This is a genomic window from Aeromonas sp. R2-4 (assembly GCF_040908365.1).
Taxonomy (GTDB): Bacteria; Pseudomonadota; Gammaproteobacteria; order Enterobacterales; family Aeromonadaceae; genus Aeromonas; species Aeromonas veronii.
This window is the reverse complement of record NZ_JBFODO010000016.1, coordinates 1-24969: the sequence shown is the minus strand read 5'-3', so window position 1 is coordinate 24969 and position 24969 is coordinate 1. Positions and strand designations below refer to the sequence as shown.

The 24969-nt window shown below is 60.3% G+C and carries 20 protein-coding genes and 1 pseudogene; 11 read left to right on the top strand and 10 right to left on the bottom strand.

What is annotated here, in order from left to right; translation table 11 throughout:
* Positions 1-120: 120 nt before the first annotated feature.
* Positions 121-1401: an L-methionine/branched-chain amino acid transporter gene (gene yjeH, locus AB5Z05_RS07815; protein WP_368150903.1), complete on the bottom strand. Its 1281-nt coding sequence runs from the start codon at positions 1399-1401 to the stop codon at positions 121-123.
* Between the two features lie 101 nt (positions 1402-1502).
* Positions 1503-2402, bottom strand: a complete 900-nt coding sequence (locus tag AB5Z05_RS07810) for a LysR family transcriptional regulator (RefSeq protein WP_139440057.1) — start codon at positions 2400-2402, stop codon at positions 1503-1505.
* Positions 2403-2555: 153 nt separating this feature from the next.
* Here AB5Z05_RS07810 and AB5Z05_RS07805 point away from each other — a divergent pair, with 153 nt between their 5' ends.
* A complete protein-coding gene (locus AB5Z05_RS07805) occupies positions 2556-3578 on the top strand; it encodes an MBL fold metallo-hydrolase (RefSeq protein ID WP_368150901.1) in 1023 nt (340 codons plus the stop codon).
* Positions 3579-3668: 90 nt separating this feature from the next.
* Complete coding sequence (locus AB5Z05_RS07800; RefSeq protein WP_139440055.1) at positions 3669-4388, top strand: ABC transporter substrate-binding protein; 720 nt, start codon at positions 3669-3671, stop codon at positions 4386-4388.
* Between the two features lie 91 nt (positions 4389-4479).
* Here the strand turns inward: AB5Z05_RS07800 and AB5Z05_RS07795 are convergent, their stop codons facing one another.
* Positions 4480-5772 (bottom strand): HAAAP family serine/threonine permease, encoded by a 1293-nt coding sequence (locus tag AB5Z05_RS07795; protein ID WP_005338498.1) that lies wholly within the window; start codon positions 5770-5772, stop codon positions 4480-4482.
* A 499-nt stretch (positions 5773-6271) separates the two neighbouring features.
* On the opposite strand from AB5Z05_RS07795, the gene AB5Z05_RS07790 reads away from it, so the two are divergent.
* A complete protein-coding gene (locus AB5Z05_RS07790) occupies positions 6272-7210 on the top strand; it encodes a LysR family transcriptional regulator (RefSeq protein ID WP_139746501.1) in 939 nt (312 codons plus the stop codon).
* 73 nt (positions 7211-7283) lie between these two features.
* On the top strand, positions 7284-8696 hold the full coding sequence (locus AB5Z05_RS07785) for an MATE family efflux transporter (protein ID WP_368150898.1): 1413 nt from the start codon (positions 7284-7286) through the stop codon (positions 8694-8696).
* Between the two features lie 114 nt (positions 8697-8810).
* On the opposite strand, the gene alsS is transcribed toward AB5Z05_RS07785, so the two are convergent.
* Both alsS and budA read right to left on the bottom strand, forming a co-directional pair.
* A complete protein-coding gene (gene alsS, locus AB5Z05_RS07780; protein ID WP_252655971.1) occupies positions 8811-10481 on the bottom strand; it encodes an acetolactate synthase AlsS in 1671 nt (556 codons plus the stop codon).
* An 18-nt stretch (positions 10482-10499) separates the two neighbouring features.
* Positions 10500-11294, bottom strand: a complete 795-nt coding sequence (gene budA / locus AB5Z05_RS07775) for an acetolactate decarboxylase (protein WP_368150895.1) — start codon at positions 11292-11294, stop codon at positions 10500-10502.
* Positions 11295-11402: 108 nt separating this feature from the next.
* Here budA and AB5Z05_RS07770 point away from each other — a divergent pair, with 108 nt between their 5' ends.
* Complete coding sequence (locus tag AB5Z05_RS07770; RefSeq protein ID WP_043818935.1) at positions 11403-12338, top strand: LysR family transcriptional regulator; 936 nt, start codon at positions 11403-11405, stop codon at positions 12336-12338.
* A gap of 42 nt (positions 12339-12380) precedes the next feature.
* Here AB5Z05_RS07770 and tyrS read toward each other — a convergent pair whose 3' ends face one another.
* A complete protein-coding gene (gene tyrS / locus AB5Z05_RS07765; RefSeq protein ID WP_005347884.1) occupies positions 12381-13580 on the bottom strand; it encodes a tyrosine--tRNA ligase in 1200 nt (399 codons plus the stop codon).
* A gap of 109 nt (positions 13581-13689) precedes the next feature.
* Here tyrS and AB5Z05_RS07760 point away from each other — a divergent pair, with 109 nt between their 5' ends.
* Positions 13690-15015: a peptidoglycan DD-metalloendopeptidase family protein gene (locus AB5Z05_RS07760; protein WP_103251486.1), complete on the top strand. Its 1326-nt coding sequence runs from the start codon at positions 13690-13692 to the stop codon at positions 15013-15015.
* 312 nt (positions 15016-15327) lie between these two features.
* Positions 15328-16452 (top strand): anhydro-N-acetylmuramic acid kinase, encoded by a 1125-nt coding sequence (locus tag AB5Z05_RS07755; protein ID WP_368150892.1) that lies wholly within the window; start codon positions 15328-15330, stop codon positions 16450-16452.
* A 22-nt stretch (positions 16453-16474) separates the two neighbouring features.
* Here the strand turns inward: AB5Z05_RS07755 and AB5Z05_RS07750 are convergent, their stop codons facing one another.
* A complete protein-coding gene (locus AB5Z05_RS07750; protein ID WP_019445246.1) occupies positions 16475-17347 on the bottom strand; it encodes a hypothetical protein in 873 nt (290 codons plus the stop codon).
* Positions 17348-18478: 1131 nt separating this feature from the next.
* Here AB5Z05_RS07750 and AB5Z05_RS07745 point away from each other — a divergent pair.
* Complete coding sequence (locus tag AB5Z05_RS07745; protein ID WP_368150890.1) at positions 18479-19744, top strand: RidA family protein; 1266 nt, start codon at positions 18479-18481, stop codon at positions 19742-19744.
* Positions 19745-19816: 72 nt separating this feature from the next.
* On the opposite strand, the gene AB5Z05_RS07740 is transcribed toward AB5Z05_RS07745, so the two are convergent.
* From AB5Z05_RS07740 to AB5Z05_RS07730, 3 genes are all read right to left on the bottom strand, one after another.
* Positions 19817-20539 (bottom strand): PA1136 family autoinducer-binding transcriptional regulator, encoded by a 723-nt coding sequence (locus tag AB5Z05_RS07740; protein WP_368150887.1) that lies wholly within the window; start codon positions 20537-20539, stop codon positions 19817-19819.
* Positions 20536-21399 carry a glyoxalase III HchA gene (hchA, locus tag AB5Z05_RS07735; protein ID WP_201910441.1) on the bottom strand — a complete coding sequence of 288 codons (864 nt, stop codon included), beginning with the start codon at positions 21397-21399 and terminating at the stop codon, positions 20536-20538. Before hchA ends, AB5Z05_RS07740 begins: the two co-directional genes overlap by 4 nt.
* Before the next feature lie 145 nt (positions 21400-21544).
* Positions 21545-22417 (bottom strand): LysR family transcriptional regulator, encoded by an 873-nt coding sequence (locus AB5Z05_RS07730; RefSeq protein WP_201910439.1) that lies wholly within the window; start codon positions 22415-22417, stop codon positions 21545-21547.
* 135 nt (positions 22418-22552) lie between these two features.
* On the opposite strand from AB5Z05_RS07730, the gene AB5Z05_RS07725 reads away from it, so the two are divergent.
* From AB5Z05_RS07725 to AB5Z05_RS07715, 3 genes and pseudogenes are all read left to right on the top strand, one after another.
* A complete protein-coding gene (locus AB5Z05_RS07725) occupies positions 22553-23581 on the top strand; it encodes an NAD(P)H-quinone oxidoreductase (protein ID WP_201910437.1) in 1029 nt (342 codons plus the stop codon).
* Positions 23581-23748, top strand: a pseudogene (locus tag AB5Z05_RS07720) (reactive intermediate/imine deaminase); the annotation flags it as partial. The gene AB5Z05_RS07725 and the pseudogene AB5Z05_RS07720, both read left to right, overlap by 1 nt.
* A 131-nt stretch (positions 23749-23879) precedes the next feature.
* Positions 23880-24920, top strand: a complete 1041-nt coding sequence (locus tag AB5Z05_RS07715; protein ID WP_279460456.1) for an IS481-like element ISAs19 family transposase — start codon at positions 23880-23882, stop codon at positions 24918-24920.
* Positions 24921-24969 lie beyond the last annotated feature (49 nt).

Genomic DNA, 24969 nt, shown 5'->3' with positions numbered 1-24969 from the left:
CGACACCGCACTTTTCGGCAAATAGCGTGCCAACTAGTATTCATATGAACATCCCATATGCCGTAATCAAAAAGCCCTGAACATCAGGGCTTTCTCATTTCTTCGACCATCGGGGAGACGTTACTTCGCCAGCGGAAGCGCATCCTGCTGACGACTGCGGCGCAGATGACGCCGCCACAACGAGAAGCCGCCGTAGCCAAGACTCAGCACCACCGCATAGAGCACCTGAGTGGCAAGCGCTACCAGCACCAGAGCGCAGAGCAGCACGCTTATCCCCGCCAGCCCCTTGCCCACCCCGCCGAGCAGGCGCCAGCCCGCCGCCATGCAGAGCAGGTAGACCAGCACGAAGTTGCCGTTGGCGTAGCGGATCAGCTCATCAAGGGGCAGTCGCAGCCAGATGATCAGGGTGATGCAGAGCAGGCAGATGGCAAGCACCAGGCCGAGCGCCCGCAGCGGCGCGCCGCGCGCGGTGAGCACGGCCAGCGAGGGGGGCAGCTTGCCTTCCCGTGCCATGCTCCAGATCAGCCGGGCAAAGCCCTGAATGTAGATGTTGATGCTGGCAAAACAGGAGAGGTAGCCGAGCACCGCCACCAGCCACTTGGCGGTGGGGCCGAACAGCAGCGCCAGCAGGGAAGGGATAGCGGTGGCATTTTTCGCCTCATCGCCGTAAAGCCCATATTTGAGCACCACCAGCGAGTGGATCCAGTAGATGAGCCCCGCCAGCAGCACCCCGCCAAGCAGGGCGATGGGGTAGTCCCGCTCCGGCCGCTTGAACTCCTCCCCCATATGGGCGAAGGCTTCCAGCCCGACGAAACACCAGAACATCACCGCCAGCGCAGTGGCCATAGGGGGCCACTCATCCGCGCTCGGCAGCGGCCGGGCCGCATCGCGCCAGCTCACCTCCCCCTTGAACCAGATAAGCAGGGTGAGCCCCAAAATGGCGAGCGCGATCAGCAACTGCAGGTTGCCGGAGGAGCGCGCCCCGCGCAGCCCCAGCAGAAAGACCCCGAGCAAGGTGAGCAGCTGGATGGCCCAGAGGGTCCACTCCCCCATCTCGAACAGGGCGTGCCAGAAGCCGGCGGCAATCATCAGGGCGGCAGGCAGGCCCACCGGCAGCACAGCCAGAAACAGGAAGGCGGAGAAGCGCTCGGCGCCGTTGCCAAAGGCGAGGCCAATCAGGTGCGGCGCGCCGCCCGCATGGGGATAGCGACGGCCGAGGCGAGCGAAGGTAAAGGCGATGGGCAGCACCAGCGCAATCAGCAGCAACCAGGTCCAGAGCGAGGCCCCACCCGCCAGCGAGGCGGCGGTCGCCGGTACCACGAAGATCCCGGTGCCGAGCAGCGAGGTGGCGAGCAGCCCCATCCCCTGCCAGAGCCCGAGATCCTTTTTCAACCCAGACATATCCTTTTGTCCTGACTAAAAAAACATCCCGCCATGTTAGGCCTGCTCCGCCCCTTTGTTAAGCACGATGGTTAAGCGTGGGGGCGAAAATATGCAGCCTTTTATTCAGGCTCGGGCCCAGCTTGCAGGGATTCGGCCAGAAAATCCCCCAGCAGGGTGATCTTGAGCACCTGCCGCCGCGCCGCCGGATAGATGAAGTAGAGGGTCTTGGCAGGGCTCTGATAGCGGCCAAGCAGCGGCAGCAAACGCCCCGAAGCGATATGCTCACGCACCTGTTCGGCTGGCTGCAAGGTGATGCCAGCCCCGGAGAGCGCAGCCGTCAACAAAGCAGGCCAGTGATTGATGCGCAGGCGCGAGGCGACCCGTACCTCCTCGCTCTGGCCATCCTCACCGACAAATTGCCAGCGCTCGTGCTCGCCCCAGTTGCCATGCAGACACTGGTGGCGGGCAAGATCGGCCGGATGACGGGGCACGCCGTGGCGATTGAGGTAGTCGGGGGCCGCGCAGAGCCGGTAGTGCTGGGTCAGCAGCGGACGGGCAATCAGCGCCTCATCCTGCGGGCGCAGGGTACGGATGGCGGCGTCAAACCCCTCCTCCACCAGATCGACCCAGCGGGGGGTGAGCTGCAGATCCAGATCCAGCTTGGGATAACGGTCGAGAAAAGCGGGCAGCAGCGGCACCAGCCGGTGGTGGCCAAAGCTGAGGGGAGCGGCGATGCGCAGCCGTCCGGCCGGCTCGGCCAGCAGGTTCTGGGTGAGCGACTCGGTCAGTGCCAGCTCCTCCAGCACCCGCTGGCAGCGAGCCAAAAACAGCTGGCCCAGCTCGGTGAGAGTCTGCTGGCGGGTGGTCTTGTGAAACAGCTTGCCCCCCAGCCACTGCTCCAGCCCCAGCACATGCTTGCCCACCATCTGGGCGCTGATCCCCTCTTCGCTCGCCACCGCGCTGTAGGAGCCGAGATCCACCACCCGGGTGAAGATACGCATGCTGGTCAATCGGTCCACAACCGCTCCTTTGTTCGTTCCTGAGTAACACGACCCGCTTACCGAGCCCTGATTCACAACCAAAAGTTTAGTAAGAAATGGATTTTAGCCAATTTATTCAACTTTTAGTTACCAATACAGTGATGCCGTCCCTTCCCCACAGGATAAATTCCCATGAAAAGCACCTATCTGGCCGCATTACTGGTCGGTCTGCTGGCTACCGGTGTCAGTCAGGCTGCCGAGAGCAGTTTTATCAGCAACCACGACCATGCCCCTGCCTCAGCAACTCAAGCCCAGCCCGATATCTTTCGGGTCAGCCTGCTCGGCACCGGCACTCCGGTGCCCCAGATCAGCCGGGGCGGTTACAGCACCTTGGTCGAAGCGGGCAACCAGAAGCTGGTGTTCGATTTTGGCCGCAACTCCGCCACTCGCCTGTGGCAGCTGCATATCCCCATCGGCCGGGTCAACGCCTTCTTCCTCACCCACTTTCACTCCGACCACACCAACGGGCTGGCGGATCTCTGGCTGACCGGCTGGCTGCAACCGGCCTATGGCCAGCGCCACGCGCCGATGGAACTCTACGGCCCCAAAGGAACAACAGCTCTCGCCCGTGGCTTGCAGCAGGCCTACGCCACCGACATCGCCACCCGGGTCAAGGATGAGGGAACGCCGCTGGACGGGGTGGAGATCAACAGCCACGAGGTCACCGCCGGGGTGGTCTACGACCAGGACGGGGTCAAGGTGACTGCCTTTGACAACGACCACGGGGTCAACATCAAGCCGTCATTCGGCTATCGCATCGACTACCACGGCCACAGCGTGGTGCTCTCCGGCGATACCCGCTATAGCCCCGAAGTGGTGAAGCAGGCCGAAGGGGCCGACCTGCTGGTGCACTGCGTCTCCATGACCTCTACCGAGCAGATGAAGGCCAACCCCGGCTACAAGGCGATCGCCGGTCACCTCGCCTCCCCCGAGCAGGCGGCCCGGGTAATGAACGAAGCCAAACCGGCGCTGACCGTGTTCAGCCATATCGGCCTCAACGGCAAGATCAGGGTGAAGGATCTGGCGCAGGATCTGCGCGCCCGCTACTCGGGCCCCTTCGTCATCGGCAACGACCTGATGCAGATTGATCTGCCTACCACGGCCTCCGGCAAGGGCTATGCCCTCTGGCAGTCGGAGAATATCGACAACAAATAGAGGCACGGATACCGGTCAGCCATGGCCGGCATCCGCAATCGACACCGGGGGCTATCTTTAAGGGGTGTTTGACCACAAGGAGTTATCCCTATGAGCCTGAAATGGAAGCACCTCGCCCTGGCCACTCTTCCCTTGTTCGGCATGTCGGCCGCGCAGGCGGCGGTGTTGACCAGCCTTGAATGGCCCCCTTACACCAGCGCCAGCCTGCCTGAACAGGGCAAGAGCAGTCAGGTGGTGACCGCAGCCTTTGCCCTGGCTGGCGACCCGCTGACTATCAAGTTCTATCCCTGGCAACGGGCCGTGGACGAGGCGACCAACAACCCCGAGGTACTGGGTTATTTCCCCGAGTATCTCGACCCCAAGAGCAGCTGCCTCTTCTCCGACCCCATAGGTAACGGCCCTCTCGGCTTTGCCCAGCGAGCCGATCAGCCGGTCACCTGGCAAAGCCTTGATGACCTCAAGGGTAAGAAAATTGGTGTCGTCACCGGCTATGTGAATACCACCGAGTTCGACGAAAAAGTGGCCAGCAAGGAGCTCTCGGCCGATGCCACCAGCTCGGACAGCCAGAACCTGCTCAAGCTCGGCAACGGTCGGCTCGATCTGGCGGTCATCGACCAGAATGTGATGACCTATCTGCTGGAGAGCGATCCCCAACTCAAGGATGTTGCCGCCAACCTCGGCTTCAACGGCAAGATCCTCGAGGACAAGTCCCTCCACGTCTGCTTTACCAACTCCGCCAAGGGGAAAGAGGCGCGGGACAAATTCAACAAGGCGCTGGCCAGCGACGAGGTGAAGAAGCTGATGAAGTAGCGATACCGCATCCGCTCGCCGCCCCAAACAGCCATAAAAAAAGCCGCCTCTTGCGAGGCGGCTTCTTCATTCAACTTGGTAACCGGAGTTATCAGGCAATCAGCTTGTAGATGATACCGGACATGGCGATCAGGCCGATGATGGTCACGAAGCCGTTGCTGATGTTGCCAGCGTATTTGCGCATGGCCGGAACCTTGGTGATGGCGTACATCGGCATCAGGAACAGCAGCATTGCGATGATCGGGCCGCCCAGGTCTTCAATCATGCCGAGGATGCTCGGGTTGATGGTAGCGATGGCCCAGGTGGTCAGGATCATGAACACGGCAGTGACTTTGTTCAGTTGCTTGGTGTCAACGTTCTTGCCCTTCTCGCGCAGCGCCTTGGCCATCAGGCCGTTCATGCCTTCTTGCGCACCCAGGTAGTGACCCAGGAAGGATTTGCTGATGGCAACCATGGCGATCAGCGGAGCCACAGTACCGATAACCGGGTTATCGAAGTGGTTGGCCAGGTAGGACAGGATGGAGATGTTCTGTTCTTTGGCAGCAGCCAGGTCAGCCGGGGAGAGGCTCAGTACGCAGCTGAATACGAAGAACATAACGGTCATTACCATCATGACGTGGGCGCCCAGCAGGATGTTGCTGCACTTCTTCTCGGCACCTTCACCGTAACGACCTTTGTTGTCCACCGCGAAGGAGGAGATGATCGGGGAGTGGTTGAAGGAGAACACCATTACCGGGATAGCCAGCCACAGGGTCTTGATGAAATCACCGTTGAAGGCGTCGGACAGGGCCGGAGCTTCAGTGATGATGGCACCGTTCCAGTGCGGGATCAGGTAGAACGCCAGACCCATCAGGGTGAGCACGAACGGGAATACCAGCACGCTCATCGCTTTGACGATAACCTGGCCGCCCAGACGAACAACCGCCATCAGACCGAGGATCAGGGCCAGTGACAGAACGGCACGGGGAGGTGCAGACATGCCCAGCTGGTGAACAATCACGCTCTCGACGGTGTTGGTGATGGCGACTGAATACATCAGCACGATCGGGTAGATGGCAAAGAAGTAGAGCAGGGTGATGAATTTGCCTGCGGTCTTGCCGAAGTGCTCTTCTACTACTTCAGTGATGTCGCCATCACGGGTAGAGCCGGACAGCACGAAGCGGGTCAGACCACGGTGAGCAAAGAAAGTCAGCGGCAGCGCCAGGATCAACATGGCAACCAGCGGCCACAGGCCACCTACACCGGCGTTGATTGGCAGGAAGAGCACACCGGCACCGATCGCGGTACCGTACAGACCCAGCATCCAGACCACATCGGCCTTGTTGACGCCGCGGGAGGTGTTGCTGGCTAAACGACCATCAGCTGCAATATTCATGTCAGACATACGTTGTTCCTGTCATCTAGGAAAATGGGATTCTTGTTTGGTCGGGCCTTGGCCCGGTTCCATCTCCCTGGAACGCCTGCTGTCCGTCCTTGATATTAACCTCTCGCCCCCCCGGCAACCTGGCCATCACTCCTTGTGACAACAGGATTGCAACAAACAACAGTGCGAGATTTTGACCCTGAGGGTCGGCGCCCGTCTCACTTAACAACCGATTAACGTGCGCCACTCTTGATGGGCTGACTTTAATTAAATGCCCTTATTAATCACAGCGTTTTTTTGAATTAATCAACCAAAGTTTGATTTTGGTCGCCTTTCGGACGACCAAGATCACACTCAAAGCGCCTTATTGTGAGTTTTTTTTAACAATTCAACTTAGTTTCACTGGAATCAATGACCTGCGAGCAGATACATATTTGCAACAAGCAACCCATTTAGCGCGGATTGTGTGCAGCACGGCCTTGGCGTACCCTTGTGACTCACGCCTTTTTGTTGATTGATGATGACCATTACCCGTACCGATCTCGCCGAACTGGCAGTGTTTGCCGCCGTCGCCCGTCACCGCAGTTTCAGCAAGGCCGCCCTCGAACTCGGGGTCTCCGCCTCCGCCCTCAGCCATAGCCTGAAGGGGCTGGAAGCCCGTCTGGGAGTACGGCTGCTCAACCGCAGCACCCGCGCCGTGGTGCCGACCGAAGCGGGCCAGCGGCTGCTCAAGCAGCTGCTCCCCACCCTCAATACCCTGGAAGAGGCGCTCTGTGAGCTGGCCCGCAACAGCGATGAACCGGTGGGAAGGCTCAAGCTCTGCGCCCCCCGCGGCGCCATCGACAGCCTGCTGGCACCTGTGCTGATCGACTATCTGGCCCGCTATCCGCGGATGCAGGTGGAGGTGGTGGAGCAGGAGCTGATGCCCCGGCTGATTGAAGATGGCTACGATGCCGCGCTCTTTTATGGCGATCTGCTGCCCAAGGAGATGATCGGCATCCCCCTCGGCCCGCCCCAGCGTTATCTGGTGGTGGGCTCCCCGGCCTATCTGGCGGAGCACGGTACGCCGGAGCACCCGAGCGAGCTGAGCCGCCACGCCTGTATCGGCTATCGCCTCACTCCGCACCACCACTATCGCTGGGCCTTTGCCGCCGACGGCACCATGCTGGAAATCGAAGTGACCGGGCCGCTCACCACCAGCACCCCGGCCCTCTATCTGGGCGCCGCCGAGGCGGGGCTGGGGCTCGCCTACTGTCTGGAAGAGGAGGTAAGCCAGAAGGTCGCAGAGGGGAAACTGCTCACCGTGCTGGAGCCCTGGTGCCCCACCTTTGCCGGCTTCTACCTCTTCTATCCCAGTCGGCATCAGCTGGGCAGCGGCCTGCGCATCCTGATCGACATGCTCAAGGCGCACTACCAAAACCCCGGATTAGTGAGTAATACTCATCAATTCATCAAGTGAAACCCTGATTATCACCAAATAAGTATTAATCTAGACTAGCTGTTCGATAATCGAACTCCCCGAGAGAACAGATATGTCTGCCTATTTAACACTGCGGCAACGGGCCATGACCCGTCGCTTCTGGGCTTACGCCCTCCCCTCCATTCTTGCCATGCTGGTCTCGGGGGCCTACTACCTCATCGACGGCATCTTCGTCGGCCACTATGTCGGTGCCGCTGGCCTCGCCGGGATCAACCTGGTCTATCCGGTCATCATGGTGCTGATCGGCCTGGCCGCCATGATCAGCATGGGGGCGGCCACCGCCATCTCCTTCCAGCAAGGGGCGAAAAACGACACGCTGGCCCGTCAGGCACTGGTCAACGCCCTCTGGCTGCTGGCCGGTCTCGGGGGCGTTGCGCCGGTGCTGCTCTATTACACCCACAGCGATATCCTGCTGGGACTGGGGATTGAACAGGGCACAGAGACCTGGAAACAGGCGAGCGACTACCTCACCTGGATTGGCGGCGGCACTCTGTTGCTGGCCAGCAATCTGGCGGTCCCCTATCTGCTGCGCAACGATGGCCGCCCGAAACTGGCCATGGTGCTGGTGAGCAGCGGCGCCGTGCTCAATATCATCCTCAACTACATCATGGTGGGTCGGCTGGGGCTGGGATTGATCGGTACCGCGCAAGCCACCCTGATGGCAGAGGGTGCGGTGAGCCTGATCGGCCTAGGCTACTTCTTTACCCCCTGGGCGCGGCTGCGCCTCAGCTGGCGGGATCTGGTGCCCAACCTCCCCGCCATGCCGCACCTGCTCTTTACCGGTCTGCCGAGCCTGATTGCCCAGTTCAACCTCGGCCTGCTCTTGATGCTGCACAACAGCCAGCTGATGGTGTATGGCAATGTGAAGGATCTGGCGGGTTTTACCGTGGCCGGTTACACCGAGGCGGTCTTTATCGTCATTCTGCAGGGGCTCGCCTTTGGCATTCAGCCGCTCATCAGCAAGGCGGCGGGGGCCAAGCGCCATCGCAACCTCAAGTACCTGATGGAGATGGGGCTCAAGTTCACCTTTATCTACGGCATGCTGGTGTGGCTCACCATCCAGCTGCTGCCGGGACAGGTCGCCATGCTCTATACCGGCAACAAGGATCCCGAACTGCTGGCCGCCGCCATCAGCAGCCTGACCCTCAACCTCGGCGCCATTCCGCTGGAGGGGATCATCATGTTCGGCATCGTGCTGCTGCAATCCATGGCGCGTACCCGTCAGGCGCTGGTCATCTCCATCGCCAAAACCGTGTTGCTGCTGCCGCTCATCTTCCTGCTGCCACAACTGTGGGGCCGTGATGGGGTGCTGATAGCCCAGCCCGCGACCGTACTGCTGCTCACCCTGCCGCTCTGCTGGCTGCTGTGGCGCGAGTGGCTGCGCCTGAAGATGGCCTGCGCGCCAAAAGCCAAACACCGCCCACAACCGGCCCGCGCACGCGCCGCCGTCCAGCTGGCCCGTTAAGGCCACCCATCCCGCGCAGCAATAAAAAACCGGCATCCATTGATGCCGGTTTTTGCTATATGGGCGGGTCTGCTTGCGCTTACACAACAAGCCAGGCCAACACCGCTGCCCACACTATGCCAATACTTCTGGCCTGAGCTGGGCCATCAGCCCCGGGTTGTCGGAGTAATCCACCGGAATGGCCACCACAGCTGGCCCCTCCACCGCCAGTGCGGCCCGCAGGGTAACGCGCAGCTCATCGGCCGAACGCACCGCGAAACCGGCCGCCCCGAACGATTCGGCATAGCGTTTAAAGTCGATGGGGCCAAAAGAGACGCCGGAGGTGCGGCAATACTTCTGCTGCTCCTGCATCGCCACCATGTTGTAGCCGTTATCGACCCAGATGATGTGAACGATATTGCTCTTGAGCCGTACCGCCGTCTCCAGCTCCATGCTCGACTGCATAAAGCTGCCATCCCCCGATACCGAAATCACCTTCTCACCCGGCCGTACCAGCGCCGCACCGATGGCCCACGGCAGTGCCACCCCCATGGTCTGCTGACCATTGGAGATCAACACCTGACGAGCGCGGAAGCTGTAGAGGTAGCGGGCAATCCAGATATGGAAGCTGCCCATGTCGACGCAGAGGGTCATGTCGTCGCGCACCAGATCCTGCAGCTCACGCACGATACGCAAGGGGTGAACCGGATTGCCGTGCAGATCGTCGGCCCGCATCGCCAGTCGCAACCGCTGCTGGCGAACCCCTTGCAGCAGCCGATCCACCTCGGGGGGACGGATTTTCGGATTGCCCATGATGCGGGTCAGCTGCAACAGGTTGGCGCGGATCGACCCCACCAGCTCGGCGGTCGGGCAGTAGCTGCTGTCGATATCGGCAGGCAGCACGTCGATATGGAGGATGCGCCGCTCCCGGTCGCCATTCCACAGCACGGGGTCGTACTCGATGGGGCTGTAGCCGATGCAGATCACCAGATCGGCCCCTGCCAGCAGCTGATCCCCCGGCTGGTTGTTGAAGAGCCCCACCCGCCCGGCAAAGTCATCGAAGTGGCAGCTGTCCACCACCCCGGCAGCCTGATAGGTACCGGTCACCGGCAGCCGCGCCTTGTCGAGGAAGGCGCGTACCGCTTCGGCATTTTCCGGCCGGCTCGCCATCAGGCCGAGCAGCACCACTGGATTCTGGGCATTGCGCAGCAGGGTCAATGCCTGCTCCATATTCTGCTCATCGGCGCAGCCCGGCTCCGGCACTTCGCGGGGCACCAGCACATTGCCCTGCACCGGCTTGTTGATGATATCCATCGGCAGGCTGACAAACGCTGCCCCCGGCCGCCCCAGCTCGGCAGCGCGAAAGGCGTTGGCCATCACTTCCGAAATCGCTGCCCCGCTGTTGACCTGGGCGCTGAACTTGGTGACCGGACGGCAGAGGTTGACCGTATCCATGCTCTGATGAGTGAGCTTGAGGCCATCGGCACGGCGCACCGCACCGCCCAGCGCCACCATGGGGTCCCCCTCCGAGGTGGCGGTCGCCAGCCCGGTAATGAGGTTGGAGCAACCGGGGCCCGAGGTGACCAGCGCCACCCCCGCCTTGCCGGTGAGGCGCCCCACGGCGGCCGCCATAAAGGCGGCGTTCGCCTCGTGGCGCACCACTATGGTCTCGATGGGGGAGTCCTCCAGCGCATCGAACACCCGGTCAATCTTGGCACCCGGGATCCCGAACACCTGCTTGACCCCTTGCGCCTCCAGATGACGAACCACCAGCTCGGCACCGCACTTCCACTGTCTGTTTTCCATGATATTGCTCCTTGTCTATCAGCCTTCGGCAGCCTGAATGGCGCGATCGAGATCGGCGGGGTTGAGGTCGGCCTGCCGGAAAGCGGGATCCGATGGCAGGGCCAGATTGAGGTGACGCACCACAGAAAGTCGCAGGGTGCCGTGGGCCATGGTGTAGTCGAGCAGATGGCCGCCCCCCTTGCAATCGGCGGTGATCATGTGTTCGTGAAAGCCCGCCACATTGACCCCCTGTACGAACGGCGGGCAGCGAAAGCCCACCAGAGTTCCCGCCACCGCGGCAAAGCGGAACAGCGGCTGCTGTTCGATGGCTTCCAGCATGGGGCGATAGGGGGGCTCCTGACGCGGCACGGTACGGACCTTGGCCATTTCAAACTGGCCGTCGAGGCGCAGGGCGACGAAGACGTTGTCGGAGCCCACCAGCCGATCCACCCACTGGTGGATCTCATCACGGCTCAGGGGGTGATCGAAGCGACGCTCCAGACAGGGGCGAAAATGGGTCATCACCGCAAAGGGGGTCTTCTGATCGGCGCGGGCGGGCCGGGCCGAGCCATCGGAGCGCAACTGGTGGATCTGGCGCTCGAAGGCGATCAGCTCGCCATCGAGGTGGTTGAAGGTGCCGAGGCCAAAGTCGCCGTGGCGCAGCAGCTCGCTCATGGTGGTCTCCCCTTCGTAGACCCCCGCCAGCAGGGCGCTCATCAGGGAACTCTGGTAGATCTCGCCACCGTCATGCTGCCTGCGCCAGCGGGAAAACTGCTGGCTCACTTCGAGGGCACAGCTGCACCCGGCACTGTCAGATGTTGCAATATGTTCCATTCGGGTTTCACCTCCACCGTGAATCCTGTTAGCGTTCGGATCCAATGGTGACTTGGTTCACATTTCAACACCAATACGCTGATCCCATGACTTTGAGACTCAATCGATATGGAACTTCGTACGCTCCGCTACTTCATGGCCGTTGTTGAAAAGCAGAATTTCACCCGCGCAGCCGAATCACTCAACATGGCCCAGCCGCCCCTGAGCCAGCAGATCCGCAAGCTGGAGGAGACCCTGGGCACCCCGCTGCTGCGCCGTTTGACCCGCAGTGTCGAGCTGACCGAGGCGGGCGAGAGCCTATATCGGGATGCGGCGCAGATCCTGGCGCTGGCCGATGCGGCAAAACTGAAGGTAAAGCGGATTGCCCGGGGCGAGCAGGGGGCGCTGCGGATCGGCTTTGCCGGCTCCACCGTGCTCCACCCCGCAGTGTTGACCCTGCTGCACGACTACCGGGAACGCTACCCCGAGGTAGCCCTCAGCCCGCAGGAGGGCACCATGCCGGCACTGGTGGAGGCGCTGCGCAACGATCGGCTGGATGCCGCCATCTTGCGGCTGCCCTGCCGCGGTAGCGAGGGCTTTGCCCATCACCTTATCGAGCAGGAGCCGCTGCTGATCGCCCTGCCGACCAGCCATCCCAAGGCCAAGCCGGGCCCCTTGCCACTGGCCAGCCTGAAGGACGAGAGTTTTATTCTGTTTCCCCACGCCATCGGGCCCGGGCTCTATGACGGCATCGTGGGCCTCTGTCGGGAGGCGGGGTTCGAACCGATACTGGGGCCCGAATGCCCGCAGGTGATCTCCACCGTCGGCATGGTGCAGGCGGGCTTTGGCGTGACCCTGGTGCCCAGCTCGGTGGCGGCGCTGCGCCCGCTCGGGGTCAGTTATCACCCCATTGAGGGCAACGGCATGATGACCAGCATCAGTCTGGCGACACGGCCGCATCCAAGCAGTGCCGTGCTGCGGCACTTTATCGCCCAGATCCGTGCCGCCCAGATACGACAAGGCCTCCCGAAGGAGGCCCTGTTGAACAAGCTTGAACCGGTTTGATGGCCAGCTTGCCTGATGCGACGGCTTATTTGACGGTACTGCTTATTTGACAGTCACGCGGGCAAACTTGCGCTTGCCGACCTGATAGACGGCGGTACCGGCACCAATGAGTGCCTTGCCATCTTCCAGCTTCTCGCCATCAACCTTGACCGCGCCCTGCTTGATCATCCGCAGCGCTTCGGAGGTGGTGGCTACCAGATCCGCCTCTTTGAGCAGGTTGGCGATGGCCAGACCTTCGCCTTCCAGTGCCAGCTCGATTTCCGGCATCTCGTCCGGAATGGCGTTCTTGGAGAAACGCTGGGTGAAATCTTCGTGGGCCGCTTCGGCCGCCGCTTCGTCGTGATAACGGGCGATGATCTCTTTGGCCAGCCAGATCTTCACGTCGCGCGGGTTGAGAGTACCGGCAGCGATGCCTGCCTTGAACTCTTCGATTTCGGCCAGCGGACGGAAGGAGAGCAGCTCGTAGTAGTTCCACATCAGATCGTCGGTGATGGACATGATCTTGCCGAACATCTCGCCCGGAGCGTCGTGGACGCCGATGTAGTTGCCTGCGGACTTGGACATCTTCTTGACGCCATCCAGACCCACCAGCAGCGGCATCATCAGCACGCACTGGGTCGCCATGCCGGCATCTTTTTGCAGCTCGCGGCCCATCAGCAGGTTGAACTTCTGGTCGGTACCACCCAGCTCGACGTCCGCCTTCAGCGCGACCGAGTCATAGCCTTGCAGCAGCGGATAGAGGAATTCGTGAATCGCGATGGATTGGCCGCCGGTGTAGCGCTTTTTGAAGTCGTCACGCTCCATCATGCGGGCCACGGTCTGCTTGGCCGCCAGCTTGATCATGCCGGTCGCACCCAGCTCGCTCAGCCAGGTCGAGTTGTACTCGATGCGGGTCTTGGCGGGGTCGAGGATCTTGAACGCCTGCTCGGCATAGGTGAGGGCGTTATGCTTGATAGCCTCTTCGGAGAGCGGCGGACGGGTAGCGTTCTTGCCGGAGGGGTCACCCACCATAGCAGTGAAGTCACCGATCAGCAGGATCACTTCATGGCCCAGATCCTGGAAGGTCTTCAGCTTGTTGAGGATCACGGTATGACCCAGGTGAATGTCGGGGGCGGTCGGGTCCATGCCCAACTTGATGCGCAGCGGGCGCCCTTCCTTCAACTTGGCGACAAGTTCTTCTTCAACCAGAATTTCTTCCGCTCCGCGCTTGATCTCGGCTAGCGCCACCTCGAGCTGGGACATTTTTTGACTCTCCATCACGATTCCACAGGGCCAAACATATTACTGGAATGGCGGGCCAATTGGAAAGGCTGTAAAATCCGTCCATTCTGCCCGACTTCATCTGCTTCTCATGGTTATTTGGCACGCCTTCAACGCACTCCCCCACTGGCACCGCAAGATGGTGCTGATCTTGAGCATCATGATCATGATGCTGGCTGCCTGGCCAAGCGAACAGGCGGTGGCAACACGGGTCGATGAAAACGGCAACGAGATTGCCCTGCGGGAACCGGCTAACGACAACGCGCTAAACGACGATCTGCCAGCCGAGGCCGCCCAGCCCGTTACCCCGCCCAAACCGCGCTACATCACCAAGCAGGTGAAGGTACGCCGTGGCGACAACATGGGAGTCATCTTCCAGCGCATTGGCCTGAGCACCACGGATCTGCACCTGATCGACCAGCTCGAGGGCAGCGATCCCCTGCGGATGCTGCAACCGGGGCAGGAGCTCACCTTCAAGCTGACCGAAGATGGCCAGTTGCACAGCCTCTATTACCCCCACAGTCTGGAGCAGGCGCTCAAGGTGAGCCGCAAGGAGGAGACCTTTGTCGCCCGCAACGTCAAGATCGCCCTCGACACCCGCGAACAGGTGAGCAAGGGCGAGATCCGCTCCAGCTTCTGGGGCGCCGCGGTGGATGCGGGGATGACCGAAGATCAGATCATGGACTTGGCCGCCATCTTCGGCTGGGACATCGACTTTGCCCAGGACTTGCAACCGGGAGACAGCTTCCGGGTGGTCTATGAAGACAAGTTCCGCGACGACGAGCGGGTCGCCTCCGGCGATATTCTGGCGGCGGAGTTCGTCAACCAGGGCACCGCCTACCGCGCCGTGCTCAATGAAGATGGCAACTACTACACCCCGGAAGGGAAGGCGATGCGCAAGAGCTTCCTGCGCGCGCCGGTCAACTTCAAATACATCAGCTCCAACTTCAACCCGCGCCGCCTCCATCCGGTGACCGGCAAGATCCGCCCCCATAACGGCATCGACTATGTGGCGCCGGTGGGAACCCCCATCATGGCGGCGGGCTCAGGCAGCGTGGTGGCCGCCGGTTACAACCAGTTCAACGGCAACTACGTCTTTATCAAACATGCCGGCAACTATGTGACCAAGTACCTGCACCTCTCCAAGCGCACCGTCAACAAGGGGCAGCGGGTGAAGCAGGGGCAGACTATCGGCACTCTGGGTGGCACCGGTCGCGTCACCGGCCCGCACCTGCACTACGAATTCGTGGTGGGCGGCATTCACAAGAACCCGCGCACCCTCACCCTGCCGCAGGCAGAGACCCTGAGTGGACGCGAGCTGGCCAACTTCAAAAAGCTGGCGATGCCGCAACTGGCCAAGCTCGACAACCCCGAGCTGCAGCTGGCCCAGAACAAGCGGGATAGTCGCGGCAACTAAGCCATCAGGGCTGGCAGGGTGAAGGCCCTGCCAGCCCCTTTTATTGAACCCGCACTAGGCAGTCAGATTGAAATGAGTCCGCTTTCGGACATAAGATGAGATGGATCACCGGGAGCGGCATGTGGCACGGAAGCAAGGGCTTATCTATCCTGTCTCTCTCACTCTTTTTCCGGTCCGCATTGAGGATGCAACATGGTTGAGCGTTATATCGGTCTGATGTCAAAGATCACGCCATGTGGCATGGGATGAAAGCCGTTCCCCTCTTCACCCTCTCTGCACACCGCATTTTCAAGCAGCAATGTAAGGAGACACATGGCTGAACGCTATATCGGTCTGATGTCGGGAACCAGCATGGACGGCATTGATGCCGTGCTGGTGATGATCGCCGGGGATGAACTGCGGGTCGAAGCGGCGCTTTGTCACCCCTGGCCGCAAGAGACCGCCCGCACGCTGCATACCCTCTGCTGCACCCCGAGCGACAACGAAATCGACCGCATGGGGGTGGCCGATAATCTGGTGGCGCGAGAGTTTGCCGCCGCCACCCACGCGCTGCTGGCCAAGGCGAAGCTTGAGCCCAAAGATATTCGCGCCATCGGCAGCCACGGCCAGACTATCCGCCATCGCCCCCAGCTTGGCTTTACCCTGCAGATCGGCAATGCCGCCCTGCTGGCCGCCCTGACCGGCATCGACGTTATCGCCGATTTTCGCACCATGGATATGGCCCTCGGTGGTCAGGGGGCGCCGCTGGTGCCCGCCTTCCATCAGGCGCTGTTTGCCAAACCCGGCGCCCTGCGAGTGGTACTGAACCTCGGCGGCATCGCCAATATCTCGGTGCTGCCGGGCAATCCGGGCGGGGTATATGGTTTTGATACCGGCCCGGCCAACACCCTGCTCGATGGCTGGTATCGCCGCCATCAGCCCCACGGCGGCAGCTATGACGCCGGTGGCAAATGGGCCGCCAGTGGCAAGCCCATCCCGGCCCTGCTGGAGAAACTGCTGGCTCACCCCTATTTCGCAGCCCCCGCCCCCAAGAGCACCGGACGGGAGATGTTTACCCTCGATTGGCTCGATGGGGAGCTGGCAGGCACTTCATACGCCCCCGTGGATGTGCAGCGCACTCTGCTGGCGCTCACCTGCCACAGCATCGCCCGCCAACTGCCCGCACGACCCGAATCAGTCGGTGCCAGCCAGCCGAAAGCCGAGCTGTTTGTCTGCGGCGGCGGTGCCCATAACGCCCCCTTGCTGAAGGAGCTGGCCAGCCTGCTGCCTGCATGGCGCATCGCCAGCACCGCCGAGCTGGGCCTTGCCCCCGACTGGGTGGAAGGCGCCGCCTTTGCCTGGCTGGCCATGTGCTTTGTTCACCGCAAGCCGGGCAACCTGCCCGCCGTCACCGGTGCCAGCCGTCCGGCTGTGCTGGGGGCACTTTATCCTGCCTGAGTGATGACAAGGGGGCTGCGGATCAGTGTGCCCCCTTGAACAGACGCACAACCTGTTGCCGGATCGGTGCAAACAGCGGGGGCTTTGGCGGCTCCAGATTGATATGCCGCCGCCCGGCACGGGTTTCACAGCGAAGCAGATTCTGGATGTAGTGGTGATGGGAGCGATGGATCAGCTGTGAAGCCTGATACGCCCACAGTCTGGGCACGCCCCACAGGGTGCTGGCAATCGCACCGACGATGCAGAAGAAAGCGGGCTCCTGAATTCCCATCCGGCTGGCGTTCTCCAGCGCCTCCTTGAGCGAGTTGGAGTGGGCAATACAGGTCATGATATTGACCATGAAGGCGTCGTAATCATCCTCCCCACCCTTGCCAACACGCGCCGTCAGGGTCGCCGCGGGCTGATAACCAAACTGATGGCCGATATTTTCCAACACCGTATTCCGCTGGCGGATCACCTTGCCATAAAACATCAGCATCACCATGCAGTCGATCGCCTTGCACAGCGCCTCGTAGTGGGGATGGCTCTTCTTGGGACGCGGCGCCGTGGCGAGGGCCAGCTCTTCAGATATAGCCAGCAGGCCCACAGGTACGGCGGTGCTGACAAACGAGAGATCAATCGACAGCTCCAGCCCCTCCTCCCCTTCCATGCGGGCCACAATCACATGTTCGCCAAACAGCCGACGCTGGCGCTCTATAAAGGCGCCAAAGACCAGATCACGAAACTGCTTTTGCGGATAAGGGGTATCGAGCAAGCTCTCGATGGTCATGATGGCGGCGGATACCCGGCCGCGCAGTCGGTAATCGGCAGGAATGGGAAAGCTCTTTCCCAGGCGAGGAGGTAACCGCTGCCCAGATGTTTGACAATACATATCGCCCAGAACGAAACCCAGCATAAATCCTCCACAGTCAGGTAATGATGATCGCGACGCGATCTCGTTTGCCAATCCTGGGCAATGGCCTGCCGGTGCATCGATGCTCTCCGTCAGGGCTCCTTGATTACCTTATTAATCATACGATTAATAGTGAGTAAAAAAAGCGACCTGACTCGCAATCACGCCACTAATTAACAGTTTCATCAAGAAACCATAAAAAGCGGTCGATAAATCCATTTTTTTACATATTTTCATTTAAAAACAATACGTTGAACTTTAAAGCTGCGAAATCAGCTAAGCTGTTTCATAGCCCTGAAAACCATCCCAATCATCACAACCAGCCACAGATAAGGGGGAGATCAGACAAAGCCGCAAAAAAGTGGAAGAAGCGACAACGCGGGGCAACCCCACCCATCGGGGGATGCAACCGGCGTGAAGAGAAGAGGATTGCCACCACCCTTCATCCAACGCCACCTCTCATCGAGAACCACAGCTCCCCACTCCTGTGCAGCAGGAGCAGATCCGCCGTGCAAATTCATGGCATAGAATTTTATGGCGTTAATAACAGATCCCGGCTGCCAGCAAGGCATCATCGAGTATGCCGGAATAATCATTAACAGAGAGGAATGCAAAAGCCGTGAATTATATTCCAGAGGTATCTTTAATAAGGTGGATATGCATATTCACGGGAAGTTTCATAGCCCCTTAAAAAAGCTGAAAACAGATATCCATGCACCATAATATGCATTATTTGCACATCGGCGCATAATATTAACCCTTTATTCACACGCCAATATCCCGAAGAGGGGGAGAGCAAACCCAGTCAGGACAAGGTTTTCCGCCGGTTCGGCACCATTTGCGCACGAATTGGCTACGATTTCGGGTGAATTGAATAGCAATATGCTTAAATTTGCACCCATTGAGCCATCTCATAGAAATGCAATCAGCGGTTTGCAACCCCTGATAGCCACTCATAGAATCGCAGCGTCTGAAATATCTACCCTGTCCTCTCCTCCCTTATTCCTCTCAGTAATTGAGTGGGTCACAAATAATAACCGGGGATGCCGCCGTTGGCGCAGTGGCCATGGCGCACAACAAGATGGGGTAAACCTGTACCTGAATAAACAACAAATATTAAAAAGAGGCATATCTATGAGTGGCACCATCATCAAGTCGGCAAGAAATACCCCCTATGCACCCCAGGATCTGGGCCCCTGCACCCAAACGGTGGCGTTTTCTCATTACAACAATATCTCGGCCCAGCTGCCGGTCGATCCCGCCACCGGCAAGATGGTGAGTGGCGATGTCACCGCGCAGGCCAGACAGTGCCTGAGCAACCTCAAGGCGATCATCGAGAGCATCGGCCATGTGATGGACGATATGGTCAAAGCGACCATCTTCCTGAAAGAGATGGCGGATCTTGAGGCGGTCAACGCCGTCTATCGCGAATTCTTCCCGGGCTATCTGCCGACCCGCACCACCCTCGCCGTCGCAGCCCTGCCGCTGGGCGCGCTGGTGCAGATCGATGCCATCATCTCCAACGGCGAAGGTACCTTCCCACAAGATCCTTGCCCGCTGGTTAAACTGGCCCGCAATAGCGACAAGGCGCCGCACAACCCGCTCTCCACCCATACCGTGGCCTTCTCCCACTACAACAATATCGGCGCCCAGCTGCCGGTCGAGGCCGCCTCGGGCCAGCTGGTTGCCGGTGGCATCAAGGAGCAGGCGGGCCAGTGCCTGCGCAATATCAAGGCGGTGCTGGAGAGCATCGACGTGCCGTTTGACGATATCGTCAAGGTCACCGTCTATCTGACCGATCTGGCCGATCTGGAGGCCGTCAACGAGGTCTACACCACCTTCTTCCCCGACTCCGCCATCGCCCGCGCCGTCGCCTATCTGCCCGCCCGCTCTGTGGTCAGTGCCGCCGCCCTGCCCATGGGGGCACGGGTGCAAATGGATGCGGTCATCTCCCACGGTGACGGCACCCCGCCACAACTGGTGGAAGACCGTCACAATCTGGTGATCCGTGCCCGCAATACCGACAAGGCACCGCGCAGCCCCTTGCACACCCAGACCGTCGCCTTCTCCCACTACAACCATCTCTCTGCCCAACTGCCGATTGACCCCGCAACCGGCAAGATCCTGGCTGGCTGCATCAAGGAGCAGACCGCCCAGTGCCTGAGCAATATCAAGGCGATTGTGGAGAGCATCGGCCATGTAATGGACGATATCGTCAAGGTCAATATCCAGCTCGCCAATATCGCGGATCTGGATGCGGTCAACGCCGTCTACACCAAATACTTCCCGGGTTATCTGCCTGCCCGCACCGTGATTGGCGTGAGCAAGCTGCCCGCTGGCGCCCTGGTGCAAATGGATGCGGTGATGTCCAACGCGGAAAGCACCCCGCCGCAGGCGTAAAGGTTGCGGAAATAAAAAAGAGACCGGCTATATGCCGGTCTCTTTTTACATGCCAGACAAAGGGGTAGCCCCTCAGCCCTCGATATCGCGGTTCCTGATCGCCACTCTGACCGCCTCTGCCGTGGTGGCTACACCGAGTCGACGGCGGGCACTGCGCAGATGGTTCTCGACCGTGCGCACCGAGAGTTTCAGGGTGGTGGCGATATCGGCATGGCGCCAACCCCGGGAGACCCACTCCAGCACTTCGCGCTCGCGCCCAGTGAGGCCACGCTCGTGACCCGCTACCGGCATCTCCATCAGCCGACGGGCAGCATGAAAAGCCGCCACCGCGATCAGCGCAATGCCAACCCGAGTGTGGGCACTGGCATCGATCTGATCGCCGCCAAAGCTCATCGCCCCTTCCAGTCCCAACGGCCCATAGACGGGTACCTGCAAGCCATGTCGGCCCGGCCCCTCAGGATGGCGAACGATACGGTACTGCTCGCCAGCAGCGCCAACCGTTTTGCTCCAGAAGAAGGGCTGGTCTCGCTCCCTGATATGCATCGCCATCGGGCACTCGCGCATATAGGCATGCAGGTCGACCGCCTCGCCGCTCTCCAGCCACTCCCCCTCCAGCCAGTAGAGATGCTCGACCACCCCCTCCTCGCTGGCACTGATGGAGAAGAGCGCAAAGCGGTGATACCCCAGCGGGGTGGCAAAGGCGCGCACCAGTTGCTGGATCTCCTCCAGCCGCTGGCACCCTTCCAGCGCCACCGCGACCTGCAATGCATTCGCTGGCGATGACGACAACCTCATCGCTTGGCAACCGCCTCCAGCAAGGTGGTGGCGGCCAGCTTGCCGAGGTTATTACCAGCCAGCGGGCTGTCACCGGTCAGCAGATTGCGATCCCGGCACACCTCTCCCGAGATGCCGTTGTTGACGATCTCGAAGCCAATCTCTTTGAGCTTCTCGCCAAACTTCCAGGTAAGGTGGCCAGGCATATAGCCAATTGCCGGGGTCTGGGCATCCAGCTCATCGGGGAAAGCGCAGATCTTGTAGCCCGCGAAGGTCTCTGGATTGGCCACCGCCAGCAGCGCAGCAGGCCCGTGACAGAGGGAGATGATGAAGCGATCGTTGGCCATCGCCCACTCCAGCAACGCTTTCACCTCGGCACTCTGCGGCAACCCCATCAGGGCGCCGTGGCCGCCGGGAATAAAGACGCCGATATAGTCCGAGTCAGCGGCCAGCGCCTGCTTCAGCAGGTCGGCCAGCTTGGCCGGTTGGCGGAACTGCGCCTGATATTTGGCATAGAGCCCCAACACCTCTTCATCTTCGCCGGGCATGGCCCACCACTCGAACTTGACCGGATTGCCGGAAAGGGTGGCCACGTCAAAGGCAAAGCCCGCCTTGTCGAGGTGATACATGGGCAACAGGGTTTCGACCGGATGGTTACCGGTGGAAAACAGGGTGCCGTTGTCGGTGGGCAGATAACGCTCATCGGCACCGATCAGCAGGATCTTCCAGCGCCCCTCCCGATAGGGAGCGGGATAGTCAGCCCCGGCAAGGTCAGATTTGCGCGAAGTGAACTGGCTCAGGGAGTAGGGCGACGGGAAGAAGGCATTCTGCTCTGCCGGATCCGGGGTCGGTTGTTTATCGTCAACAAGCATATCGGTCATGGGTCAGGCTCCAGTAGTGGTGGACTCGGTCTCACAGTATTGACTGTCAGAGACCAAGTAAATGAGGGTTTTCCCTCAACCGCTATGACTATGGCAAGAGGTGTGACCACGCTGCGACAAAACCTGAACAGAATCCCCGCCAGACTTAGGCCATCGCGGCAAATGCCCTGACGATGGCATCCATAACCGCCCTGACTCGCGCGGCATGCTGCACATCCTGATGGGTCACCAGCCACACATCGTAGGATTGCTGTAACTGCCGCTCGGGCCAGACCCGCACCAACCCGGCTTGCTCGGCGAGCGGAACCGCTACCTCGCCAAGCCCCAGCCCCATCAGCAGGGCCTGACGCAGCATCAGGCTGGTATTGACCCCCGCGGCGACCGTGGCCCCCTCGGCCGCCTCTTCGAGCATCATTGGCGAGCGAGCGCTCTGCCAGTGGGGCTCATACACCACCAGCGAATGGCCCGCAAAAGCGGTGCCCGCTTCGGGAATGCCATGGCGAGCCAGATAGTCGGTGGAGGCATACAACCCGACCGGCCAGGAGGCCAGCTTGCGAATAATCAGGTCGGGATTGTCCGGCTTCACCGTCCGGATCGCGATATCCGCTTCCCGCAGAGATAGATTGACCACCTGGGTCGAGGTATTGAGGATGACCCTGATATCGGGATAACGCTGATGCAACTCGGTCAGAGCCGGTATCAGAAAATCCATCCCCAGGGTGTCTGTGGTCGCCACGCTGACCTCACCGACCAGACGGTTGTCGACCCCTTGCGCCGCCCGCACAAAATCAATGGCCGCCAGCTCCATCTGCTGGGCGCTGGCCAGCACTATCTCTCCGACATGAGTCAGCACATACCCCTTGGATGTACGGAGAAACAACGTGGCCGCCAAACGATGCTCCAGTGCGGCAATCCGTCTGCCAATGGTGGCCTGATCGACCCCGACCACACGGGCGGCGCCCCTCAGGCTACCTTCCCGATGCAACGCCAGAAAAATTTTCGCATCATCCCAGTTCATCACGACTCCCGGTTGAAATGCATTTTTGCATTACAGATAAGGGATAATACTGCGTTTATTCATCAGCAATCTCCACTATCTTGGTGCTCATCCCATCCGGGGAACCTCATATCACCTCGTTACAAGGAGCCGCTGATGCATAACGCCTATTCCAGTCCCGCCACCATGAGCGCGGTAGAGATTACCCAGCCAGGTGGCCCCGATGTCTTGCAACTGACCACCCGCGCCACACCAGCGCCCAAGCCCGATGAGGTCTTGATCCGGCACTATGCGACCGGCATCAATGGGCCGGATGTGATGCAGCGCAAAGGGCTCTACCCGCCTCCGGCAGGGGCATCGGATATTCCCGGGCTGGAGGTCGCCGGGGTCGTGGTCGCCAAGGGGGAGCTGGTGACCCATCTCAAGGTTGGCGACAAGGTCGCCGCGCTGATTTCGGGTGGCGGCTATGCCGAGTACAGCGTCGCCCACCAGAGCAATGTCCTGCCCCTGCCGCCCGGATTGAGCTTTGTCGAAGCCGCGGCGCTGCCGGAAACCTTTATGACGGTCTGGTCAAATATGTTTGAACGGGGTCAGTTTAAAAAAGGGGACATTATCTTGATCCATGGCGGTGCCTCCGGTATCGGCACGACAGCCACCATGCTGGCCAAGGCATTTGGCGCCGCCAAAATCATCACCACGGTCGGCTCACCCGAGCAGCAGGCCGCCAGCATCAAGCTGGGCGCGGATGTGGCCGTGCTCTACAAGGAGGAAGATTTTGTCGAGGCCGTGCATGCCGCCACCGATGGCCATGGCGCCGACATTATTCTCGATATCATTGGCGGGGAGTATGTCGCGCGCAACTATGCGGCGGCCGCCATCAATGGTCGCATAGTCCAGATCGGCATTATTGCGGGCGCCGCCCCCAATCTGGATCTGTTTCCCATGCTGCAAAAGCGACTGACCCATATCGGCTCTACCCTGCGCTCGCGCACTCCGCAGGAAAAAGCCGAGCTGATTGCCCAGCTGCAAACTCATGTCTGGCCATTTATCGAACGCGGCGAGGTCAAACCGCAGGTTTACCAGACCTTCCCGCTGCATGAGGCCGCCGCCGCCCACCATTTACTTGATTCAGGCCGTCATATCGGCAAGCTGGTATTAACCATGGCGCCGTTGTCGTCAGATTGATAAAGCCCATAGTGGAGCAGGCCGAGGTGGATGCCATCTATACCAAATACTTCCCAGCCTACCTGCCCGCCCGCCCCGTGATCGCTGTGCGCGAGCTGCCGGCCGGCGCACGAATCCAGATGGATGCAGTGATGTCCAACGCGGAAAGTACCCCGCCGCAGGCGTAAGGGTTGCGCTCAATAAAAAAGAGTGTATGGAGATGGTATTCACCTGACAGTTGCCCACAAAAGGGAGTGGTCATACGGCTTCAAACCGGATAACAAAACGGTACCCCTACCGTGTTATCTGGAGTCACCGTATGACCACCAACGAGAAAGTAGCACGTCGCAAACTCAGCCTGCTAGAGCTCGCCAAAGAGCTCAATAACGTCAGTAAAGCCTGCAAGCTCATTGGCTACAGCCGCCAGCAGTTCTACGAAATTCGCCGTAATTACCAGACCTATGGCGCCGAGGGCTTGCTCGACAAATTGCCGGGCTGTAAAGGGGCTCATCCCAATCGGGTTGCGCCCGAGATTGAACAGGCCATCCTCGATTACTCCCTCACCAGACCAACTCAAGGCCCGCTGCGGGTCGCGCAAGAACTGGCTCTGCAAGGCATCAATGTCAGTGCGGGCGGTGTGCGTGGCGTGTGGCAACGGCACGACTTGCTCTCTAAACACGACCGCTTGCTGCGCCTTGAGAAAACTCACCGTGAGCAGACCATTGAGCTCAATGACGAGCAAATTCGCCTGTTAGAACGATTCAGTCCCGAGTTCCGAGAACGCCAGATTGAGGTTCATTACACCGGAGAACTGGTGGCGGTCGACACCTTCTTCGTCGGCGCGCTCAAGGGGGTTGGCAAGGTGTATCTACAAACCGTGCTGGACTGCTACAGTCGCCACGCCTGGGGACGGCTCTACACCAGCAAGCTGCCGGTGACCTCGGTTCATGTGCTCAATGAAACGGTGCTGCCGTTTTTCGAGGCCCACGAGGCGCGGGTCTATACCATCCTGTCGGACAACGGGCGCGAGTTCTGTGGGCGCCCAGACCACCATCCCTACGAGCTGTTCCTGCAACTGGAGGGGATTGAGCACCGAACCACCAAGGTGCGCAGGCCGCAGAGCAACGGCTTTATCGAGCGGCTGCATCGAACCTTGCTGGATGAACACTTCCGCATCAAGGGGAGGACGACCTGGTATGAGTCGGTAGAGCAGATGCAGACAGACCTGGATAGCTATCTGGTGCACTACAACACCCAGCGGCCACATCAGGGCAGGATGATGGAGGGTCAAACCCCCTACAGCATGTTCAAGAAGGGTCTGAAATTGATACCGAAGGAAGTGCGCTCTAAAGTAGCGTAAACAAGACACCGGTTTGAGGCCGGTGTCAGGTGATAACTAGATCTGTACA

Coding starts and splice junctions, on each gene's coding strand:
- hchA (WP_201910441.1), bottom strand. CDS start 21,399: ATGACCGATATGCTTGTTGACGATAAACAACCGACCCCGGATCCGGCA.
- AB5Z05_RS07800 (WP_139440055.1), top strand. CDS start 3,669: ATGAGCCTGAAATGGAAGCACCTCGCCCTGGCCACTCTTCCCTTGTTC.
- AB5Z05_RS07755 (WP_368150892.1), top strand. CDS start 15,328: ATGGCTGAACGCTATATCGGTCTGATGTCGGGAACCAGCATGGACGGC.
- AB5Z05_RS07805 (WP_368150901.1), top strand. CDS start 2,556: ATGAAAAGCACCTATCTGGCCGCATTACTGGTCGGTCTGCTGGCTACC.
- AB5Z05_RS07725 (WP_201910437.1), top strand. CDS start 22,553: ATGCATAACGCCTATTCCAGTCCCGCCACCATGAGCGCGGTAGAGATT.
- AB5Z05_RS07745 (WP_368150890.1), top strand. CDS start 18,479: ATGAGTGGCACCATCATCAAGTCGGCAAGAAATACCCCCTATGCACCC.
- AB5Z05_RS07750 (WP_019445246.1), bottom strand. CDS start 17,347: ATGCTGGGTTTCGTTCTGGGCGATATGTATTGTCAAACATCTGGGCAG.
- AB5Z05_RS07760 (WP_103251486.1), top strand. CDS start 13,690: ATGGTTATTTGGCACGCCTTCAACGCACTCCCCCACTGGCACCGCAAG.
- AB5Z05_RS07785 (WP_368150898.1), top strand. CDS start 7,284: ATGTCTGCCTATTTAACACTGCGGCAACGGGCCATGACCCGTCGCTTC.
- alsS (WP_252655971.1), bottom strand. CDS start 10,481: ATGGAAAACAGACAGTGGAAGTGCGGTGCCGAGCTGGTGGTTCGTCAT.
- AB5Z05_RS07715 (WP_279460456.1), top strand. CDS start 23,880: ATGACCACCAACGAGAAAGTAGCACGTCGCAAACTCAGCCTGCTAGAG.
- yjeH (WP_368150903.1), bottom strand. CDS start 1,401: ATGTCTGGGTTGAAAAAGGATCTCGGGCTCTGGCAGGGGATGGGGCTG.
- AB5Z05_RS07730 (WP_201910439.1), bottom strand. CDS start 22,417: ATGAACTGGGATGATGCGAAAATTTTTCTGGCGTTGCATCGGGAAGGT.
- AB5Z05_RS07795 (WP_005338498.1), bottom strand. CDS start 5,772: ATGTCTGACATGAATATTGCAGCTGATGGTCGTTTAGCCAGCAACACC.
- AB5Z05_RS07770 (WP_043818935.1), top strand. CDS start 11,403: ATGGAACTTCGTACGCTCCGCTACTTCATGGCCGTTGTTGAAAAGCAG.
- AB5Z05_RS07740 (WP_368150887.1), bottom strand. CDS start 20,539: ATGAGGTTGTCGTCATCGCCAGCGAATGCATTGCAGGTCGCGGTGGCG.
- tyrS (WP_005347884.1), bottom strand. CDS start 13,580: ATGTCCCAGCTCGAGGTGGCGCTAGCCGAGATCAAGCGCGGAGCGGAA.
- budA (WP_368150895.1), bottom strand. CDS start 11,294: ATGGAACATATTGCAACATCTGACAGTGCCGGGTGCAGCTGTGCCCTC.
- AB5Z05_RS07790 (WP_139746501.1), top strand. CDS start 6,272: ATGACCATTACCCGTACCGATCTCGCCGAACTGGCAGTGTTTGCCGCC.